At 49.5% G+C, this 17,745-nt stretch carries 16 protein-coding genes; 2 read left to right on the forward strand and 14 right to left on the reverse strand.

The features are described from left to right. Nucleotides 1–653 (reverse strand): cell wall-binding repeat-containing protein (locus REC12_RS06325; RefSeq protein WP_308892973.1); only part of this gene is annotated, 653 nt, incomplete at its 3' end. Nucleotides 654–1,151: 498 nt separating this feature from the next. Here REC12_RS06325 and REC12_RS06330 point away from each other — a divergent pair. Both REC12_RS06330 and REC12_RS06335 read left to right on the forward strand, forming a co-directional pair. Beyond that, nucleotides 1,152–1,613, forward strand: coding sequence for a MarR family transcriptional regulator (locus tag REC12_RS06330; protein ID WP_308892974.1), 462 nt, complete (start codon nucleotides 1,152–1,154; stop codon nucleotides 1,611–1,613). Nucleotides 1,614–1,624: 11 nt separating this feature from the next. Then, a complete protein-coding gene (locus REC12_RS06335) occupies nucleotides 1,625–1,834 on the forward strand; it encodes a hypothetical protein (protein ID WP_308892975.1) in 210 nt (69 codons plus the stop codon). A gap of 306 nt (nucleotides 1,835–2,140) precedes the next feature. Here the strand turns inward: REC12_RS06335 and REC12_RS06340 are convergent, their stop codons facing one another. The 13 genes from REC12_RS06340 to REC12_RS06400 form a co-directional block, all read right to left on the reverse strand. Beyond that, a complete protein-coding gene (locus REC12_RS06340) occupies nucleotides 2,141–3,271 on the reverse strand; it encodes an acyl-CoA dehydrogenase family protein (RefSeq protein WP_308892976.1) in 1,131 nt (376 codons plus the stop codon). A gap of 45 nt (nucleotides 3,272–3,316) precedes the next feature. Further along, on the reverse strand, nucleotides 3,317–4,624 hold the full coding sequence (locus tag REC12_RS06345; RefSeq protein WP_308892977.1) for a thiolase family protein: 1,308 nt from the start codon (nucleotides 4,622–4,624) through the stop codon (nucleotides 3,317–3,319). Nucleotides 4,625–4,665: 41 nt separating this feature from the next. Beyond that, nucleotides 4,666–5,406 carry a 3-oxoacyl-ACP reductase FabG gene (fabG, locus tag REC12_RS06350; protein ID WP_308892978.1) on the reverse strand — a complete coding sequence of 247 codons (741 nt, stop codon included), beginning with the start codon at nucleotides 5,404–5,406 and terminating at the stop codon, nucleotides 4,666–4,668. A gap of 171 nt (nucleotides 5,407–5,577) precedes the next feature. After that, nucleotides 5,578–6,423, reverse strand: coding sequence for a 3-hydroxyacyl-CoA dehydrogenase family protein (locus REC12_RS06355; RefSeq protein WP_308892979.1), 846 nt, complete (start codon nucleotides 6,421–6,423; stop codon nucleotides 5,578–5,580). Nucleotides 6,424–6,562: 139 nt separating this feature from the next. Then, nucleotides 6,563–7,354: an enoyl-CoA hydratase/isomerase family protein gene (locus REC12_RS06360; RefSeq protein WP_308892980.1), complete on the reverse strand. Its 792-nt coding sequence runs from the start codon at nucleotides 7,352–7,354 to the stop codon at nucleotides 6,563–6,565. A 64-nt stretch (nucleotides 7,355–7,418) separates the two neighbouring features. After that, nucleotides 7,419–8,474, reverse strand: coding sequence for an alcohol dehydrogenase (locus REC12_RS06365; RefSeq protein ID WP_308892981.1), 1,056 nt, complete (start codon nucleotides 8,472–8,474; stop codon nucleotides 7,419–7,421). A gap of 155 nt (nucleotides 8,475–8,629) precedes the next feature. Beyond that, on the reverse strand, nucleotides 8,630–10,468 hold the full coding sequence (locus REC12_RS06370) for an acyl-CoA dehydrogenase family protein (protein WP_308892982.1): 1,839 nt from the start codon (nucleotides 10,466–10,468) through the stop codon (nucleotides 8,630–8,632). A gap of 636 nt (nucleotides 10,469–11,104) precedes the next feature. Beyond that, a complete protein-coding gene (locus tag REC12_RS06375) occupies nucleotides 11,105–12,301 on the reverse strand; it encodes a thiolase family protein (protein WP_308892983.1) in 1,197 nt (398 codons plus the stop codon). A gap of 131 nt (nucleotides 12,302–12,432) precedes the next feature. After that, nucleotides 12,433–13,779 (reverse strand): acetyl-CoA hydrolase/transferase family protein, encoded by a 1,347-nt coding sequence (locus REC12_RS06380; RefSeq protein ID WP_308892984.1) that lies wholly within the window; start codon nucleotides 13,777–13,779, stop codon nucleotides 12,433–12,435. Nucleotides 13,780–13,897: 118 nt separating this feature from the next. Further along, the gene (locus REC12_RS06385; protein WP_308892985.1) at nucleotides 13,898–14,680 is read right to left on the reverse strand and encodes an enoyl-CoA hydratase/isomerase family protein; all 783 of its coding nucleotides are present in this window, start codon (nucleotides 14,678–14,680) and stop codon (nucleotides 13,898–13,900) included. 23 nt (nucleotides 14,681–14,703) lie between these two features. Continuing rightward, nucleotides 14,704–15,561 (reverse strand): 3-hydroxyacyl-CoA dehydrogenase family protein, encoded by an 858-nt coding sequence (locus REC12_RS06390; RefSeq protein WP_308892986.1) that lies wholly within the window; start codon nucleotides 15,559–15,561, stop codon nucleotides 14,704–14,706. A 180-nt stretch (nucleotides 15,562–15,741) separates the two neighbouring features. Further along, the gene (locus REC12_RS06395) at nucleotides 15,742–16,503 is read right to left on the reverse strand and encodes an SDR family NAD(P)-dependent oxidoreductase (protein WP_308892987.1); all 762 of its coding nucleotides are present in this window, start codon (nucleotides 16,501–16,503) and stop codon (nucleotides 15,742–15,744) included. A gap of 63 nt (nucleotides 16,504–16,566) precedes the next feature. Continuing rightward, on the reverse strand, nucleotides 16,567–17,346 hold the full coding sequence (locus REC12_RS06400) for an SDR family oxidoreductase (RefSeq protein WP_308892988.1): 780 nt from the start codon (nucleotides 17,344–17,346) through the stop codon (nucleotides 16,567–16,569). Nucleotides 17,347–17,745: the final 399 nt, after the last annotated feature.

Consider the following 17,745-nt stretch of genomic DNA (forward strand, 5'->3'; position numbering starts at 1 on the left):
ATATCCGAATCTCCCACAACATAGGTTTTACTGACATTGAGAGTCGAAAGGTAACTCTTAACAGTATCAGGCATAACATCATAAGGTACAAGAATAATTGGGATTTGCTTCATAGAAGCAATGGATGCAACCGATAAAGCATCGGGATAGTCTTCGCCAGTGACCACAAACAACGTTGCTGGCTTGGAATTGACTTGTTGAGCAACTTGAACCGCAGTGGCATACCGATCATTCCCGTAAATTCGTGTTGTCCCAAGCCCCATCGTTTGAAGTTCAGACTGGACCGCCTGAGATATCACCGCTGTTCCACCAATAATAACTACCTTTTTCACTTGCAAATCCAACAAAGCCTGTTTTGTAGTGCTTGGTAAACTTCCAGTATCCGTTAATAAGATGGGGGCATTAAATTTCTTGGCTAAAGGAGCAGCGGACAGTGCATCAGGATAATCTCCACCGAAAGCTAAAATAGCATAATCAGATTGAGACCAGCCTGACCTGGCGATCTGGGATGCCGTTTCATAACGATCAATACCTGCCAATCGAGTAATGGTCGGCGATGAATCTGCTAAAGTTACTGTAGGAATAGCCAAACTAATCAGAGTGATTACGATTAAAATTAAGCATAACTTTGAGTTCTTTTTTCTTAAAGACATTATGAGACTTCACTTCTTTCATATTTATTTATTGGCTGCGTTAAACTTCAGTGTTGATATTTTCAGTTAATGAATTCCTGTAACATCGCCGCCGTATGTAATGTATCTACTAGTTGTAGCCACCCTAATAGAATTGGTTAAGCCAAGAACATCAACACTACTCTTTAACTGGCCAATTAGAATAAAGTATACCATTTTGCCTCTTGTGTTTTTTGTCACAAAATGTTACATTTTGTCCTTAATAAAAATTTAATATTTATCCTCCCTCTCCCTTCCTCTTTGGCAAATATCTAATTCTCTGGCAGCCTGGCGGGTCATTTGGCTATGTCTATCTCTGATGCAGCCAGCAGCACCAGACTTTTGGGCTGCATCTGCCTTTGTGGCTATATCCGCGCCGAAGCCGTGAAACGTTGACCCAATTATTATTGACGCGGAAGCAAAAAAACCATATAATAAAATCACTTCCACGGAAGCAATAATAAGAAACGGAGAACGAGATTGAACATCACAGAGGACATTATTGATGCTTTGCAAAGGATGCAAGAGGATATTGAATCAATGACTCATAAGTTAGATGATACTCTTAATTTGTCAAAAATACATTGTATCCACTCCATAGGAAACATCGAAAACCCTAATGTAACCAAAATAGCGGCTGAATTGGGAATGACAACAGGCGCTATCACTAAAATTTGCAAGAAACTGTTTCGCGACAATTATATTGAGAAGTATCAAAATCCCGAAAATAATAAAGAAGTCTATTACAAGCTAACCGCAAAAGGGCATGAACTGTATGAAATCCATAAGGTTATTCATAACGAAATTTACAATTTTAAAATAGATATTATAAACAAGTACAGTTCCGAAGAACAAACTATCATTTTAAACTTTTTAAAAGACATCTATGCCATGATGAATAAAGTATCTGCGAAGGCAATAAAAAGTGTGCCTTTAGATTAAGGAGAAATGGAATGTCTAAATATGTGGTATGCCAAAATACAAGGAAACATGATGAATTAGTCCAAGCCTTAAATCAGCAAAAGATTGAGTTTGAGACGATCGATTGTATGAAGAAATGCCTAAAATGCCGTACCCGTGTAATGATTATGCAAGATGATACATGTCTTTCAGCCTCTACCGTGGAAAAATTATTAGCCAAATTGTCCGGTCCCCATCGCTAAAGCAATTATGGCAACTAAAAAGACCAAAGCCAGATGAAGCCCTCCTGAAGCCGTATTTTTTCGGTATCAGGAGGGCCATATTCACTATGGTTGATTATTATCTGTAACCTGAGACTTCCCTTTATGGTCAAATTCATCACCATTGACGAATTGAATAGCCATCAATGTCGGGGGAGGCAAGCAGTTTTATCCTCTACTCTACACAGAGCTGTACCAGCCCGTCGAGGCAAAAAAGAACGGCGGCCACGTGGCCGCCTCATCCTTTATAACAGTCTTGACAAACCCAGACCAGTTTCCAGTTCATAGTTAACTCAAGAGCCTGCCGGCGATGACCATCCTTTGCACTTGCTGAGTCCCTTCATAGATTTGCAGAATCTTGGCATCCCGCATCAGCTTTTCCACGGGATAATCCCTCATGTAGCCGTAACCGCCATGAATTTGAATAGCATCCACCGTCACTTCCATGGCTATATCCGCCGCATAGAGCTTGCACATGGCGCCGAATTTAGGGTCTACTCTCTTGGCATCGATCTCTGAAGCAGCCAGCAACACCAAACTCCGGGCCGCTTCCACCTTAGTGGCCATATCCGCCAGCATAAAAGCAATCCCTTGATGCTGGCCGATAGGCTTGCCAAACTGAGTTCTGACTTTGGCGTATTCGATGGACTCTTCCAGGGCCCTGCGCGCCACGCCGACTGCTGCCGCCCCTATACTCATCCTGGTGCGGTCCAGGGTCTGCATAGCAATTTTAAAGCCATCCCCTTCCTGTCCCAGCAGATCTTTGGCCGGAACCCGCACATCTTCGAAAATCACTTCCGCTATGTGGGAAGCCCTGTCCCCTAATTTATCTTCCACTTTTCCCATGGAGACACTGGGATTGTCACCGGATACCAGAAAGGCACTGATCTTCTTAGTCCCTTTCATCTTGGCAAACACTGTGTACATACTGGCGATGCCGCCGTGGGTGATAAAACACTTGCTGCCATTAATAATGTATTCGTCACCGACTTTTTCCGCCCGGGTGACCATGGATTTTACATCGGAACCAGCTCCGGGCTCGGTGAGACAAAAGGCCCCCAACAAGGGTTTTTCGGCAAATTGGGGCAGCCACCTGTCTTGCTGTTCTTCGCTCCCTGCGATCAGGATTGGGGTCAGAGCCAGGGTATTGCCATCCCAGGCTCCGCTGATTCCCAAACACCCATAAGCCAATTCTTCTATTAAGATAGCTTCCGTGACATGGTCCAGTTCCAAGCCATTGTATTTTTGAGGCAGATTAAAATTCCACAGGCCAATCTCAAAGCCCTTTTGAATGATGGGCCAGGGCATTTCACTTTTCTGGTCGTATGCCGCTGCCACGGGAATAATCTCGTTTTTGGTAAATTTCCGAACCATAGCCTGCAGCTCTTTTTGTTCATCGGTAAGTTCAAAGCTTATCATAATTCCACCTCCAAAAACTAGCTATAATCCTGCTCAAGAGGATCGTTATTCCACCCAGATTATTGCTCCCGCGCCCTGAGTTAAGCCGCCGCAGATGGCACAGGCCGCCAAACCTCCGCCGTTCTCTTTTAGATTGTAGGCTGCCGTCATCATAATGCGGGCTCCGCTGGCGGTATTGGGATGACCGGTGGCAATAGCGCCGCCGTTGACATTGAGCTTGTTCTTTAAATCCTGATATTTCCGGGGATCATTATCCAAAATCGGCTTTTCCGAGGCCTCTTTCACCATCTCCTGATAATCACTGCTTAAGAACCGGCCGTTGGCGAGAAGCTTGCAGGAAACCAGAGGCACACAGGCAAAGGCTTCATTAATCTCCAGGTATTTCAAATCATCCATGGTCAACTTTGCTTCAGTCAAACACTTCTTAATGGCGAAAGCGGGAGAGACGGGCATGATTCTCGGCTGCAGGGCAATGGCGGCAATGGAGACTAAGGTATAGCTTACTTCCAGCCCCAGTTCTTCGGCATGTCCTCTGGTCGTGAAAATCTGGGCGGCGGCGCCGTCATTCATTCCTGGGGCGTTGCCCGCGGTGCAGGTGGGATTGCCGAAGATCGGTTTTAACTTGGCCAGAGCTTCCAGGGTAATATCCGGGCGATATTGTTCGTCTTTGTCCAGCCTTAAATTAGAAATAACTTGGTCCTTTTTACCTTTTTTTACGATTTCCAGCGGAGAGATTTCCTTTTGAAAGAAACCTCGCTCCCAAGCCGCGCCATAGTTCCGGTGGCTGGCACAGGCCAGTTCATCCTGTTCCTCCCGTGTTACTCCATATTCAATAGCCACATTGCCGGAATCAACGGCAACGGGGGCATAATCCTTGTAGCCCAGGGGAATGATGGGGTCTTCGACCATAAAGGAGCTGTGCTTCTTGCCTTCCCAGCGAAGATCCCGCAGTAAAAAAGGCACGGTGCTGAAACTGGTGGAACCGCCTGTCATGACCACTTTAGCCTCACCTAATTTAATACTTCTGACTCCGTATTTCACAGTGGTCAAAGCCGACGTGCAGGCCTGGTCGAAGGTTACGGACGGTGTTTCCGGGGCAATCCCGGCCTTGAGCATGGTTTGCCGGGCTACCACGGGAGTAAAGGGATCTTTGCAGTTAGTGGTATCACCGTTGCCCCACCAGACTTCATCAATCAAACCCGGGTCCAGTTTGATTTTCTCCAGGGAATTCCTCATAGCAATGGCGCCCAAATCGTAAATATCAATATCTTTCATGCTCCCGCCAAAACGGCCGAAGGGCGTTCGGACAGCACTTACGCAAACAATATCATCCTTACTTTTCTTAAAACTCATCTTCTTCACTCCCCAGATTTTGTTTAAACTTGCCTGCCGGATCAGACAACCAGCCCGCCGTCAACCCCCAGCACCTGACCTGTTATATAGGAAGCGTAATCCGACGCCAGGAACAGGTAAGTGTGAGCTACGTCCTGCACTTCACCCAGCCGGTTCAGAGCTGTTTTTTCCTTCATGACTCCCAGCAGCTTCTCCGGAACCTTGGCAGTCATGTCGGAGATGATAAAGCCCGGGGCCACGGCATTCACCCGGATACCCTTTCTGCCCAGTTCTTTGGCCCAGGACTTGGTCATGCCGATGACCCCCGATTTGGTTGCGGCATAGTTGGTCTGGCCGATATTGCCAAACACGCCGACCACTGAAGAGGCGTTGAGAATAACGCCCCCTCCCTGTTCAATCATGGCAGGAGCCACAAGCTGAGTACAATTAAAGACACCCTTTAAGTTAACCCCAATGACCCTATCCCATTGAGCTTCCGTCATTTTTAGCAACATAGCATCGGCGGTAATCCCCGCATTGTTGACCAGGATGTCGATTTTACCGAAACGTCCCTTGGTTTCCTCGACCATGGCCCGGACATTATCCCTGTCTGTCACGTCCACTTGTATGAAAATGGCCCGGCCGCCGGATGTGTTGATGTCGCCGGAGGTTTTTTCTCCCGCTTCCTTATCGAAATCAGCCACCACCACTTTGGCCCCCGCACGGGCAAAGACCAGGGCAGTTTCCCTGCCGATTCCTCTCGCCCCGCCGGTAACAATGGCTGCCTTGTCTTTTAAGAGCATAGATTTCCCTCCCTTATTTTAACCTCAACCCACTGTAAACTACTGTCAACCGCATTAGGAAGCCCAATTTGCCCGTGTATCAAAGGACAATGCCTGATAGATTGTCTTCCCTTGTTTCTGTTTAAGCACGGCCCGGGCAACTTCCTTGCAACTCAGGAAAGCACCAGCGGCTTAATACGTATAGAAACCCCTGCCGGTTTTGCGGCCCAGATCACCGCCTCTGACCATCTGCTGGAGCAGCGGCGCGGGGGCGTATTTATCCCCAAAGTCCCTGCGCATGGTTTCCAGGCCATTGAGGACTATATCCGCCCCTACCAGATCAATCAGAGCCAGGGGACCAATGGGGAAGTTGCAGCAGAGCTTCATAGCCTTATCGATTTCCTCAGGATCATTGCCATCCATCACGCACTTCACCGCCTCATTGAGCATGGCGTCCAGAACCCGGCTGACGATAAATCCCGCATAGTCCACGGCTACGGCCGTTTCCTTACCTAGGGACTTGACAAACTCCAGGCTGATCTCCAGGGTTTCATCGGAAGTGTGACGACCGCGAATCAATTCCACTCCCTTCATCAAGGGAACAGGATTCATAAAGTGGATGCCTACGAATTTGTCCAGCCGTCCCGTGCCGCCGGCTATGGCCGCGATGGGAAGGGTGGATGTGTTGGAGCCAAAAATAGCGTGTTGGGGAGCGATTTCATCGATCCGCCGGAAAATATCCTGTTTGAGAGCCAGGTTTTCAAAAACCGCCTCAATCACCAGGTCGGCAGCCTGCACGGCTTCGGCCAGGTCCGTGGTGGTTTTGATCCGGCCCAGAATCTCATCCCGGGATTCAGGCGTCAGCTTGCCCTTTTCCACGCTCTTAGCCAGGGACTTGGCAATGGCTTTCAAGGCCTTTTCCAGACCGCTCTCCGCAATATCATTCAAACTGACCTGGTAACCTGCCTGAGCAGCCACCTGGGCAATCCCCAGGCCCATGGCGCCGGCCCCGATCACCGCCACATTTTTAATGTTCATGTTGCTTAGCACCCCTTTTAATCGTCATTAACCCGGAATCATTAGTCCAACGTCGTTTAGTTCAGAGTCATTTAGTCCGGAGTTACTTAATCCAACGGTATTTATCCGCAATCATGGGTCCACAATCATTTTTTCAGCTTCACCTGCCCGTAAATCTGGGCTTTCTTTTTTCCGCAAAAGCAGCCATGCCCTCTTTTTGATCAGAGGTTGAGAAGCAGGCCGCAAAACACTCGATTTCATAATCCAGCCCACCGTTAAGATCCAAACTGACGCTTTGGTTCAGAGCCGCCTTGGCCATGTTCAAGGCAAACCCGCTCTTCTCAGCGAGGCTGGCGGCCAGCTTTTTAGCTTCATCAAGCAGTGAATCTGCCTCTGCCACTTTGTTGACCAAACCTATCTCCAGGGCTTCACGGGCGTCAATAATTCTGCCGGTTAAGACCAGATCTTTGGCTCTGGCCAAACCCACCAGATGGGTCAGCCGCTGAGTTCCACCACCGCCGGGGATGATCCCCAGGTTGATTTCCGGCTGGCCGAACCTGGCTTTCTTGTCAGCAATCCGAAAATCACAGCACATAGCCACTTCGCAGCCGCCTCCCAGGGCAAAGCCGTTCACCGCCGCGATCACCGGTTTGTTCAGGGAGGCTATCTTATCCTGGGCCGCTTTAACGGTCAGGGCCAGTTTACGCCCCTCGATGATGGTCATCGTTTGCATTTGACTGATGTCTGCCCCTGCGGCAAAGGCCTTGTTACCGCTGCCGGTTAAAATCACCGCCTTAACCCTGTCGTCTGCTTCCAGTTCGGCAAAGATTCTGCCCAGTTCGCTAAAAACCTGGCCGTTCAGGGCATTCATTACCTCAGGCCGGTTGATTACAACCATAGCCACGCCTTCCTCTATCTCACAGAGAAGGGTCGTATACTCCTGATTTTCCATTCACATCACCACCTGCTCCTTTATCGTCCCGGTGAGCTTAATCAACGCTCTATGCCGGACGGAGTTAAACCTTTAAAACAACTTTAAGAGCGTTATCCACCCGGTTTTCAAAAATTTCATATCCCTTCATGATTTCAGCAAAGGGTAAAACATGAGTTATGAGAAAGTTCGTGTTTATGCGCCCTTCTTTAATCAGTTCCATGAGCAAGTTCATATGGGTAACTTCAACCAGCCCCATCTTCACCGCCAGGTTTCTGCGCCAATATTGATTAATAGGGAAATCCACCCCCATGGTGTATACCCCCAGCAGAGAGACTGTTCCTCCCGGCCGGATATAGCTGAAAGCAGCTTCGAAGCTCGCCTTGCTGCCCACTGCTTCGATGACCACATCAGCGCCCCGGCCATTTGTCAGCTCTTTGATTACTGCAAGGGGGTTGTCTGTTTGGGGATTAAGGGCCTTATCGGCGATTCCTTGTTCCAAAGCAACACCTAAGCGGTGATTGTTCAAATCAACGGCTATGATCTGCCCGGCTTCAAACAAGCGGGCCGAGATCATAGCACACATGCCCACGGGGCCGGAGCCAATCACCACAACTGTGTCGCCGGCTGTTATTTCACCGCGCTCGGCCCCGTAATACCCGGTGGAGAGTATATCCCCCACGAAAAGAACATCTTCATCGGACAAAGTATCCGGTATTTTATGCATGATTTTAGCGGCGAAAGGGATTCTCACATACTCCGCGTGGGCGCCCCTATTGTCGAGTTTTCCCGAGCCGCCGAAAACACTGCCTTGCGGGCATTGAGAGTGAAAGCCCTTTTGACAATAAAAGCACTCCCCGCAGCTGAAAGCACAGGCCACCGCGACCCTGTCACCCGGGGTGAAGCCGCCGGCCTGCTCTCCTACCTGCTCAACGATACCCACAAATTCATGGCCGATGATATTGCCGGGTTTAACTCCCATGGCTTCGCCGTGATGCTTGATATGGATATCCGAACCACAGATTGTGGAGGTGGTCACCCGTACCAGAGCATCACTGGCCTTAATTAACTGGGGCCGGGGAACCGACTCGAACCTGAGATCATCGTTGCCCTGAAAGACTACAGCTTTCATATAATCCATCTGTCTTCACCTCTTTCACTTTCAGCAGCTCAACTGAACTGTCATTTTCCGATTCTGGTTTGGCATCGTTTGGCTATTATTTCTATTTTTCAGCTATTGATTTTTGAACCTCATTATTTTTTAACTTCAGGGCATTAATCACCACGGAGTTCAGATCAATAATCAAAGGCTTCAATTGGGATGTCGATGGCCGAAGTATCCCCATGCTTAATGATCCCGGCAGTGGCCATCACATTGGGGACCACATTATTCAAATAATACTTAGCTGCAGCTGCTTTGCCGGCGTAGAAAGCATAGTCATAATGATCCGGACCTAATTCTTTAATCTTCTTCGAGGCCAGAAGAGCCTGGTCGAGAAGCAGACTGCCGGCATATAACTGGGCCGTAACCGTCAGGATTCTGCGGGAGTAAAGAGGAATCATCTCCGGCCGCTCCTCATTTTTGTAAGCTTGCATGGCAGCCTGGATCTCTCCGTAGGCCTCCAGAGCCTGGCGGAGAATTTTAAATTCTCCCCGGAAATCCTGATTGGTCTGATTGCTTGCGTAGAAATCCCTGATGCTTTGCAGGAAGTGGGCAAAGACCTGTCCTTTCTCCAGAGACCATTTGCGCCCCACCAGATCCATGGACTGGATAAAGTTCGTTCCTTCCCAAATAGAATAAATCTTGACATCCCTGGCTATCTGGCTGATGGGATATTCGTTCATGTAACCATAGCCGCCATAAGTCTGCAGGGCTTCGCCGATCAACCACCAGGCTTCGTCACTGGTATAGGCTTTGCAGAGGGGAGTGGCCACCTCAATGAGGTCAGAGGCTTTTTTGCGGGCTTCCGGGTCCGGATCACGGTGGCGCACATCAAAAGCCAAAAATGTCTTGTACATCATGGCCCGGATGGCCTCCATATGCGCCTTGCCCAGAAGCAGGGTCCTTTTGATATCTTCATGCCGGATAATCGGCACCCGGTCACCCTTGGGGTCTGCGGCCAGCCGGCCCTGGATTCTCTCCCGGCAATAGTCCCGGGCATTGTAAAAGGCATTGCCCAGACAGGAGAGGGCGGAGAGCCCTGTTTCCAAACGGGCTAAATTCATCATTTGAAACATTTGCGCCATGCCGTTGCCTTTGCCTTCGTTCTCCAGAGGATTGACCCCCAGCAGCCAGCCCCGGCAAGCATTATTTTCTCCAAAGGTCAGGGAAGCGGTAATAGAGCCCAGCAGGCCCATTTTATGTTCGATGCCGGTGGTCTGCACGTCGTTGTCTTCCAGACTGCCGTCGGCATTAACCCAGTACTTGGGGACAATAAACAGGGAAATCCCGGCGGTTCCCGGTCTGGCCCCCTCCACTCGGCCCAGAAAGAGGTGCACGATATTCTCGGTAAAATCATTGTCACCCCCGGTAATAAAAATCTTGCTGCCTTTAATTTTAAAGATCCCGGGGTCAGCGGTAGGATAGGCTTTGGAAGTGATATCCCCCACATCCGAGCCGGCGCCGGCTTCCGTCAGACACATAGTTCCCGACCAGCTGCCATCCATCATTTTCGCTAAAAACATCTTTTTCAGTTTCTCATCCCCAAAGGCCTGAATTAAATTGGCCGCTCCGTCGGTCAGCTCAATATAAGGAGTCAGGGACGGATTGGCCGCTCCGATTAACTCCCAAATCATAGCGTATAAAATATGGGGCAGGACCATAGCCTCCTCGTCCTCACTGATGTTGCTGGTTCCCCAACCTTCCTGCTGCAGGCGCCTGAACAGGTCCCCCATCCCCGGAGGAGAAACGACCTTGCCATTCTCAAACTTAGCGGGGTTTTTCAGGACTTCTTCGGCCACCGGTTCCACCACTTGTTTGCATAATTTGAGGATGGGGTCCAGAATCAACCCTATATCTTCTTTGGCATAGTAGCCCTGGAATTTGTCATAATTAAAGACTTTCTCGCTGGGAAGCCATTCTTGTATAATGAACTCCAGATCTCTGGTATTTTTATAAGCGAAATTTGCTCCCATTTTTCCTTACACCCTCTTAACATATTAATATTTACACAAATTACCTTTTTCTGGCGTTATCTTTTACAGTCACACCCGCCTGATCAGCAGCATGAGGGTCGGTTCTTCTGTCTGGCTCTGGGGCGGAGCGCTTGTCTGCACGCGTCTGCGAGTTCCGCCGCTGGCTCACTGGACGGTTCGCGAGCGCGTCCGAACCTCTGGGTATTTCTGCATGTGAACCTGCGGCGCGCTACGGGGACGCGAACCGTCTGCGCTCGCCTTAGCGCGGCTCCACTGACGCATCCGCTTAGCAGACAAGCGCTCCTTCAGCCATTTTGTTGGGAATGTAAGCAGAACTTTGAGGGGGGACTGCTTCGTGGAATCTTTTTCATCTTCTGCCGGTGCTGCCTCCACATCATGGAGGTCTACTCTGAAAAGGTTCACATCAGGTACTGCCCGGAGGTTTGGCACGAAAGTATCCGGTGGACATTTTCGCTCGAAGCGGCTACCTCCATAGAATACTTATCCGCTGAAGATAGCTCCCGCAACCGCGAGCGGGCGAGCCCCGGAATGCTGGGTGAGGGACGTGGCCGAAGCTGCCCGCCCCGACGGTATCCCCATTTTCATCCTCTGCCGGCGCTGCAGCGACATAAGCGCCTAATCACACAGCTCGATAATCGCCGCTCCAGCCGGACCGCCGCCGGAACACAATGAAGCACAGCCATACTGAACCTGACGCCTTCTCATTTCATAAATCAGCGACACGATCAGCCTGACTCCCGTACACCCGGTGGGATGCCCCAGACCAATTCCGGAACCATTGGCGTTCACCATATCCATATCGATCTTCAATTCGCGATTGCAAGCCAGCCATTGGGCCGCAAAAGCCTCATTGATTTCGAAATAACCGATCTGGTCCTGAGTCAAGCCGGCATATTTAAGCGCCCGGGGAATCGCGTAAACAGGACCAATGCCCATAATGCCGGCATCAACCCCATAATTGGCAGTGGCCACTACCTTGGCCAAAGGTTTTAAACCCAGCCCGGCTGCCTTTTCTTTGCTCATTATGATCAGAACAGCGCCCCCGTCATTCAGACCTGAAGCATTTCCCGCCGTAACCGTGCCGTCTTTTAAGAAAACCGGGGACATCTTAGCCAGTGCTTCCCTACTTATGTCGGCGCGGGGATGCTCATCATCAGCAACTATTTTTGTTCCTTTTTTGGAGCTGATCTCAACCGGAATAATCTCTTCTTTAAACTTACCTTCCCGGATAGCCTTAACCGCACGGGTGTGGCTGATAAAGGCTAATTCATCCTGCTCTTCCCGGGAAATTTTGTACTTTTTCTGTAAATTCTCAGCGGTAATGCCCATGTGGTAGCCCATAATGCCGCATTGAAGTCCATCATAAATCATCGCATCCCAGGGACCATCGTTGCCGTGAAACATCCGGTATCCCTCCCGGGCTTTGAAAAGGTAGTAAGGAGCGTTACTGAAACTTTCGATCCCCCCGACAAAGGCTGCCTCACTTTTGCCCAGAAGGATATCGTGGCAAGCTATCTCCAGGACGCGAATCCCTGAGGCGCATTGCTGGTTAACCGTGACGGCGTGTGCTCCCTGATCCATAGGGATGCCGCAATTATTCTGAATCTGACGGGCAGGGTTCCCTTTGGCCCCTGCCTGTAAAGTCTGGGCTACCACCACTTCATCAATCACACCGGGATCAACCTTAAACTTCTCCAAGGCTCCTTTACCACTGATAGTTCCTAACTCAACGGCCGTCAGTTTTTTTAAAGCTCCCTGAAAATCGCCGATAGCAGTACGGGCTGCCGCGACAATCACTACTTCCCGATTCAAACGAACTCCCCCTCTAACTTCATTAGTATCTGCTTTCTTTGCCAAGGCAGCCGGTCCAGACTTGCTGACTCAACCTGACAGTACTCTTCCTTCTTAGAGCGAAGGAATTTGGACTACCGTCTTTCTCATACTTAAACGATTTTGTTGGACCGCCGCCAGATCTTGTTTTTCTGAGCCTCTCTGATCAATTCATCGCGGAAGCTCGGATGGGCCACCTTGATCAGTTCCTCCGCTCTTTCCCAGGTACTGAGCCCCTTGAGCAGTCTGGTTATGCCGTACTCGGTAACCACATAGCTGATTAAGCTTCTGGGTACCGTGGCTATTCCGCCGGGAGTCAAAATGGGTTTTATCCTGGATATCAGCTCGCCTTGCTTATTCGTCGTAGTTGAACTCAGACAGATGAACCCTTTGCCGCCCTTGGATTTATAGGCTCCGAAATGAAAATCCAATTGTCCTCCGGTGCCGGATATCTGCCTGGTTCCCGAGGATTCCGAACAAATTTGCCCGTAGAGATCAATCTCCAGGGAGTTGTTGATGGAGACGACCTTGTCATTTTGAGCAATGACATAGGGATTGTTGGTATAATCGGCGGGAAAGCTGGCACAGGCTGGGTTGTCATCGATGAAATCATAAAGTCTCTGGGTGCCCATGGCGAAGGTATAGACTATTTTCCCTTGGTCTAGGGTTTTTCTGGCTCCGGTAATTTTGCCCGCTTCATACATGTCCACCATGGATTCCACTAGCATTTCCGTGTGAATCCCGATATCCTTGAGATCGGATTCGGCGATCAGTTTGCCAATAGTATTGGGCATGCCGCCGATCCCTAACTGGAGACAGGCGCCGTCTTCAATTTTTTCCATGATCAGGGCGGCAATGGCCTGGTCCGCTTCACTGACCCGGGCGGGAGGAATCTCAATCAGGGGCTTATTGTCCCCTTCCACGATGCAGTCAACTTGGGAAATGTGTACAGCCTCTTTAACTCCCCCCAAGCACCTGGGGATGGAGGTATTCACTTCCACAATGACCTTTTTCGCCGCGGCTAAAACATTGGGAGTCACTGAATTGGAAACACCCAGGTTAAAGTAACCGTGTTTATCCATTGGAGCTACCTTCAGCAACGCTACGTCCACAGGTATGGTGCCCAAGTCGTAGTAGCTGCCGCATTCATGATAGGTAATCGGCAGGTGGTAGCCCCTATCCTGGTCGTGTAATTTGCGGGTGGCCCCGCTCATAAAGGATTCATGCAGGATAAAGTGCTCTTTTTCCGGATCTGACAGCACTGTTTGCGGGGGAAATAAATTGGATACCGTTCTGATCACGACGTCAAAGAGTTCGTCCTTTCTCCTGGCCAAGGCTTCGTCCAAGACGTGGGAAGCCATGGCAAACTCCCCATAGTGAACGGTGTCCCCTGACTTGACCACCTTGACCGCCTCATCAGCTGTTCTAAGCTTGCTCCGGTATTCCGGCATGTAGTTCATATTTGCCTCACTCCAATCTAAGAAAACTTGGCCGGTGCCCGCAGATATTGTCTTCTCACGGGCCAGCCTGCCTGAAAGCCCGGGCCGGCGACCGCCTTTGTTGCCCTCACACTCTCGGTTATTGGCCTTTAAATTCCGGTTTTCTTTTTTCCAGGAAGGCAGCCATTCCTTCCTTTTGATCCTCTGTCGCAAACAATAATGCCCAAACCTTTTGCTCATAGAGCAGACCGGAGGATAAACTGCCGTTTGCTCCGTTATTGAGACAGCTCTTGGCCAATCTCATGGCCACCGGGGATTTGGCGGCTAATTCCCGGGCCAATTCTCCGGCCCTGGTCATCAGTTGCTCAGCCGGAAGGATTTCCGTGACCAGGCCGATCTTCAGGGCCAAATCCGCCTTAATTATCTTCCCCGTCATAATCAAATAGTTCACCCACCCTGAGCCGACGACCCGGCTGAGTCTCTGAGTACCGCCTGCCCCCGGGATGATGCCTAAGTTAATTTCCGGTTGACCGAACCTGGCATTGTCCGCGGCTATGCGGATATCACAGGCCAAAGCCAGCTCACAGCCCCCGCCCAGGGCCATTCCCGCTATGGCGGCAATCACCGGCTTGTCAAAATCAGCGATCCGGTCATAAACCTTATGGCCGAGGGCAATAAACCTCTCCATTTCCAAAGGTGTGGCCTGAGACATGTACTGAATATCCCCGCCGGCGACAAACACCTTCTCTCCCCCGGTCAGAATCAGTACTCTCACCTCTTCATCCTCTGCGATCTCGTCCAGGAGTTCTGCCAGTTCTCCTAACAGCTCGCTGTTTGTGGCATTGAATACCTGGGGACGGTTCAGAGTGATGATGCCGATATTAGCTTCCTTTTGATAAATCAAGTTTTTAAATTCAAGCATTGGCTCTCCCTCATTGCTCTTTCTCATTGCTTCGCGTAATCATAGAACCCTTTGCCGGTTTTAACACCCAAATGCCCAGCTCGGACTTTCTGCTTAAGGATCAGGGCCGGGCGGTATTTTGCTTCGCCAAATTCTTTAAAGAGATACTCCGTGACATTTAAGACCACATCCAAACCAACTAAGTCGGCCAGGGCCAGCGGTCCCATGGGCAGGCCCGCCCCCAGCTTCATGGCCTTGTCGATTTCTTCGGCACTGGCCCTGCCCTCCTGGTAAACCAGAGCTGCCTCATTCACCAAAGGGTTGAGGATGCGGTTCACCAGAAATCCCGGCGCCTCCTGGGCAATGACCGGTTCTTTTCCAATTCTTCCGGCTAATTCCACAATAGCCTGGGTGGTGCCCGGACTGGTTTCCAGACCGGGAATCACCTCAACCAGTTTCATGACGGTCACGGGATTGAAGAAATGCATGCCCAGAATGCGGTCAGCCCTTTTAGTAGCGGCAGCTATTTCCGTGATACTGAGCGCCGAAGTATTGGTTGCTAAAATTGTTTGTTCGGGACAAATATCAGCCATAGCCTGAAAAACCTTTTGTTTGACACCGATTTCTTCAACGATGGCTTCGACGACCAGATCACAGTCCCGAAACCCGGACATATCTCCGCCGCACTCAAGCAGGGCTTCCCTGGCAGCCTTGGCAGCAGTATCGATCTTTCCTTTATCTAGGGCTTTTTGCCAGGACTTCTTAATTTTCTCCAAAGCTGACTGCAGCATATTATTGTCAATGTCAACCAGTATTACTTTCAGGCCTGCTTCGGCAAAAACCTGGGCAATACCGGCTCCCATGGTTCCGGCGCCTAAGACGCCTACATGCTTAATTTCCATATGGTTACCTCCAAACGATCAGCGGAAATTTGTTAACTTTTTCAGATATTGTTAAAACATCTTGACTTGCAATACTGACTCTTCAGAAAACTTAGAGCCCATGCTTCCGTATTACCAGTTTTTAAGAGCTTAAGTTCCTTAAATCCCCAAGTTCCTAAGTTCTTAAGTTGCCTAAGGTCCTTACCAGGCATTCCATCCGCCATCAACCAGCATAGTCTGTCCTACCATGAAATTGGCCAGATCAGAGACTAAAAACACTACCGGCCCGACAACTTCCCCGATAGTGCCCAACCGCCCTATAGGAGTCCTTCTCATAATATCTTTATACCGCTCCGGATCATTTCTCATATTAGCCGTAAGTTCTGTGGCAATATAAGCCGGTGCGACGGCATTTACGTTAATGTTATGTTCAATCAGCTCCAGGGCGAGGGCCTTTGTCAATTGATTGACTCCGCCTTTGCTGGCGGCATAGGCAGACAACCCCGGCATGGCAGTAAAGCCAAACATGGAACACATATTTATGATCTTGCCGGATTTTTGTTTTATCATTACCGGAGCTACCGCTCTGCTTCCAATCCACATTCCGGTCAGATTGACGTCAATAATTCTTCTCCAATCCGCCACCTGCATGTCGATACAATTGCTTTTAGCCGCGATCCCGGCATTATTTACTAAAATATCAATCCTCTTAAATCGCTTAACAACATGCTCGACAAAGTCTTGAAACTGACCATCGTCGGTTACATCAAGATCAAAAAACTCGACGTTTCCGCCCTTAGCATTAATCTCCTGCGCAGTTTGTTGACCGATTTGCTCATTTACATCCCCAATTGCCACTCTGGCTCCAAGTGAAGCCAGTCCGGCTGCAATACCTTTCCCCAGACCCATCGCTCCGCCGGTTACGATAGCCACCTTTCCATCCAATCCCAGGTCAAAATTCATTTTTCTTAAGGCCTCCCTGCGCCTGTTTTTCTCCCGGCATTTCGAGACGCTTGATATTTTTGCTTAAACCGCTAATAATCCGCCGTCAATACTCAGAGTAATTCCCGTACAATAACTCGAGCCCGGAGAAGCAAGGAATAAGACTCCGGTCTTTAATTCATCCTCTGTACCCAGACGATGCATAGGAATCAAGTGTTGCGAAATCTCTTCATGATGCTCTTTGTTTCCGTCACTTAATTGAGATGGGAACCAGCCCGGAGCAATGGCATTAACGGTTATGCTGTATTTCGCCCATTTTACCGCTAAATCTTTGGTTAACCCGAGGAGAGCGGCCTTGCTCACCGGATAAGGCACGGCATCCATATATTCGCTGAAGGTTCCCACAAAGGCCAGGTACGAGGCTATGTTGATAATCCGCCCGTAGTTTTGCCTGGTCATGATTTGTCCGGCTTTTTGGGCCATAAGCCAGGCACCGGTCAAATTGGTTTCAATCACCTTATTCCAGCCGCTTAAGGGAAGTTCTAAGGCAGGAGCCCCCCAGGTCGTGCCCGAATTATTAATGAGAATATCCACCCTGCCAAACTCTTGCATAACCAGAGCATAGAGATCATCGATTGTTTGAGGTTTCCTTAAATCCAGGGCAACAGCAAGCACGCGTACTCCCAGTTCCTCCGCCATCTGCTTTGCAACCTCCTGGCAGCGCTCTAAATTCCGGGCCGCGATGACCAGATTAGCACCGGCTTCTCCCAGGGCATAGGCCATCTGCTTTCCGATTCCTGTTGCTCCTCCGGTTACGATGGCCACCTGACCTGTGAGGTCCAACAATTCTCTGATATGTCTCATGTACTTCTTCTCCCTTCCAGATAACTTAATTGGAATAATTGTTTTGCTATTGCAATTGTCATGCCAGGCTAATTCGCACATTTATTGATAAAATCTCCTGAGCCTTTACGATGCCTGCAAAGGAGGGGCAACCTGAAAAATTCGAATTGGCCAATCAAGGTACCATCCTCTTAAATCAAACTTGAGAAACGCCTCCAGATCACAATATCCAATAACTTCACAAACAATCAGGGGACAGTGCGTATCGTGTCCTATTATGCTACATTCATAGGTCAGGACGATTGTAACATCTTAGGACAGTGATATTTTCCAACGTCCGGCCAAAACCGGTCTTAACCTCTCCAGGGCAATCAAAGCAGCGCATCTTCCCAAGAATGGAACCGGCATCAAGAGCATCGT

It is taken from the genome of Candidatus Desulfosporosinus nitrosoreducens (assembly GCF_030954495.1).
In the GTDB taxonomy this organism is placed as follows: Bacteria; Bacillota; Desulfitobacteriia; order Desulfitobacteriales; family Desulfitobacteriaceae; genus Desulfosporosinus; species Desulfosporosinus nitrosoreducens.

Excerpts from the sequence above, each read along its gene's own strand:
- REC12_RS06335 (WP_308892975.1), top strand. The coding sequence starts at position 1,625 with ATGTCTAAATATGTGGTATGCCAAAATACAAGGAAACATGATGAATTA.
- REC12_RS06340 (WP_308892976.1), bottom strand. The coding sequence starts at position 3,271 with ATGATAAGCTTTGAACTTACCGATGAACAAAAAGAGCTGCAGGCTATG.
- REC12_RS06345 (WP_308892977.1), bottom strand. The coding sequence starts at position 4,624 with ATGAGTTTTAAGAAAAGTAAGGATGATATTGTTTGCGTAAGTGCTGTC.
- fabG (WP_308892978.1), bottom strand. The coding sequence starts at position 5,406 with ATGCTCTTAAAAGACAAGGCAGCCATTGTTACCGGCGGGGCGAGAGGA.
- REC12_RS06355 (WP_308892979.1), bottom strand. The coding sequence starts at position 6,423 with ATGAACATTAAAAATGTGGCGGTGATCGGGGCCGGCGCCATGGGCCTG.
- REC12_RS06360 (WP_308892980.1), bottom strand. The coding sequence starts at position 7,354 with ATGGAAAATCAGGAGTATACGACCCTTCTCTGTGAGATAGAGGAAGGC.
- REC12_RS06365 (WP_308892981.1), bottom strand. The coding sequence starts at position 8,474 with ATGGATTATATGAAAGCTGTAGTCTTTCAGGGCAACGATGATCTCAGG.
- REC12_RS06370 (WP_308892982.1), bottom strand. The coding sequence starts at position 10,468 with ATGGGAGCAAATTTCGCTTATAAAAATACCAGAGATCTGGAGTTCATT.
- REC12_RS06380 (WP_308892984.1), bottom strand. The coding sequence starts at position 13,779 with ATGAACTACATGCCGGAATACCGGAGCAAGCTTAGAACAGCTGATGAG.
- REC12_RS06385 (WP_308892985.1), bottom strand. The coding sequence starts at position 14,680 with ATGCTTGAATTTAAAAACTTGATTTATCAAAAGGAAGCTAATATCGGC.
- REC12_RS06390 (WP_308892986.1), bottom strand. The coding sequence starts at position 15,561 with ATGGAAATTAAGCATGTAGGCGTCTTAGGCGCCGGAACCATGGGAGCC.
- REC12_RS06395 (WP_308892987.1), bottom strand. The coding sequence starts at position 16,503 with ATGAATTTTGACCTGGGATTGGATGGAAAGGTGGCTATCGTAACCGGC.
- REC12_RS06400 (WP_308892988.1), bottom strand. The coding sequence starts at position 17,346 with ATGAGACATATCAGAGAATTGTTGGACCTCACAGGTCAGGTGGCCATC.